At 66.0% G+C, this 2,010-nt stretch carries 2 protein-coding genes; both read right to left on the minus strand.

Translation table 11 applies throughout. The features are described from left to right. The coding region (locus ACYU8W_RS11570; protein WP_374104610.1) for a transposase at positions 1-342 on the minus strand (342 nt) is incomplete at its 3' end. Then, positions 302-1,390, minus strand: a complete 1,089-nt coding sequence (locus tag ACYU8W_RS11575; protein WP_499469209.1) for a hypothetical protein — start codon at positions 1,388-1,390, stop codon at positions 302-304. The genes ACYU8W_RS11570 and ACYU8W_RS11575, both read right to left, overlap by 41 nt. Positions 1,391-2,010: the final 620 nt, after the last annotated feature.

The following is a 2,010-nucleotide window of genomic DNA, read 5'->3' on the forward strand; positions in this document are numbered from 1 at the left end:
GCCGCGGCGGCCGTGCAGTTGCCGGGTGATCCGTTGACGGACCTGGGTGACCATGAGGTTGGCGAGGGCGACGAGATGCCACTTGTCGACTGCGATCCGCGCGTCCGGCAGGGCGGTGCGGATCCCGGATCGACAGGTACAACAGCGCCCGCCCGCACACCCGCCTCGGCAACGCCCCACCCGCCGAGTACGAGGCAGCGCACTGCGCTGAGCCCACCAAGTCATCGCGACCGGCAATGACACCTGCATAGACGTGGCATCAACGCGTAGATGTTTCAGTTTCTTCTGTGCTGGGGCTGTGTCAGGTGCTGGACCGGGTGTAGGCAGCGGCGCGCACCACATCTTCGTCCTCCAGTCCAGCTCCTAGTGCTCCGCCCACGGTGGCCAGGCTGGCGGTGAGCCAGCTGATCTTCGCGTAGTCCAAAGCGTTCACTGGGTGACCGGCGACACCGGCCAGTACCTGCTCGTCGATGAGCAGCAGCGCGCCGACCCAGGACAGGATGAATAAGACGAGGTAGAACACCACAACCCCGATGGCCACGGTCGCGGTGGTGGCCAAATTGAACAGGATCACCTGCTCACGTTGGGCTCGCCGCCGTGGGCGCTCCCACAAGTCGGCTCCCAGGATCAGGGTGGCACTCACCGCCCCGATCGCCATCACCGCCAGCAGGACCAGGCGCACCGGCCCGTAGGCCATGGCCAGTACCCATAGGTCCGAGGCCACCAATGTCAGCATGCCGGTGGCCGCTGCCACGACCAGCGCCCGGGAGAGCCGGGCCACGAAGGCCCAAGGCTGGTTGGCGCGGATCATGCCCAGCAGCAACCGCACGTTGCCGCTCAGCACTCGGGCCGTGAACTGCACGACGTTGTCGTCCGGGCGTTCGTCGAGATCGGTGGACAGCTGGTGGGCTCTTCGAGCAAGATCCCGCTGGGCGTTGAGGTCTTCGGCGTCGTAGCCCAGGAGCTGCCCGACCACGTGCACGGTGGTCTCTTGCACCTTCTGCCGCACGTGCACGGCTCCCAGGGCTGGGACGGAGACCAGTCCTACCCCGTGCACGGGGCTGAGCTGGGTGAGCACCGGACGTCGGCCGGTCTTCAGGGGGATCTCGGTGAGCACCACGGCCAAATCCCAGTTCTCCTCCAGCACGCGGTTTCGGGCCGCCTCCAGCAGGTCCAAGGTCTCGGTGGGTGGATCGACCAGCCGGTCTTCGGCCATCTTCAGTTGCCAGCGCACTCCCGGATACCGCTGCACCAAAATCTTGCGCACCGAGGTGGTGACCTCGGGGCCGAGCATCGCACTCAGGGATGGTGAGACCACCAGGCCGATGAGCAGCTCGGCATCGGAAAGGGGTTCGGCAGGATCGGTGGATCGGCAACGCTCAGCAGTCACCGCTCCATGGTGAGGCAACCACGGGCCGGATTGCCACTGGCTCGACGGAGCCCCCAAGGTTTCGTGCAGCACCGCGGGCCGGATTCGGTGGTCGCCTCGATCCCGGAAAGAGCGGTGCTGCTCACTGCGAAATCCTCTCCCCGCCGACGCCGCCAGCGCGAAGACATCACAGCCAGCGGGCCCGGGACCTGCCGGTGTCGAGGACGGCTTCTCGATGATGCTGCAGTGACGGATCGGTTGAAGTGCTTCGGCGGTGTGGGAGCAGTGATCAGCGTGGGGCCGGCCGATTCCGTTCGGACAGGTGATGCATCGACTGCCCAGCGGCAGGTGCGGTACTGATGCGGGGGTACCCGGTGCAGGGGTGTCAAGGCCCAGCTCCGAAGACGGCAAGCCGGGCACGTGAAAGGCGAATTATGGCCCGCCGCACCCGAGCGGGAAGGCATGTGTGGCACGAGGCGCCGAAGACGGGCCGGGCGTCTACTGCAGAGATAAATGGCTCTCCGCATTTGAGCGGGGCGTGTGCTGATTTCATGCTGCTGGTCTCTGCCCTCGGGTGAGGGCGATGTGGACCATGATGCGCCTTCGGTAGTTGTCCATGTTGGTGAAGCCGCATCCGACAC

Source organism: Yimella radicis, from assembly GCF_054778255.1.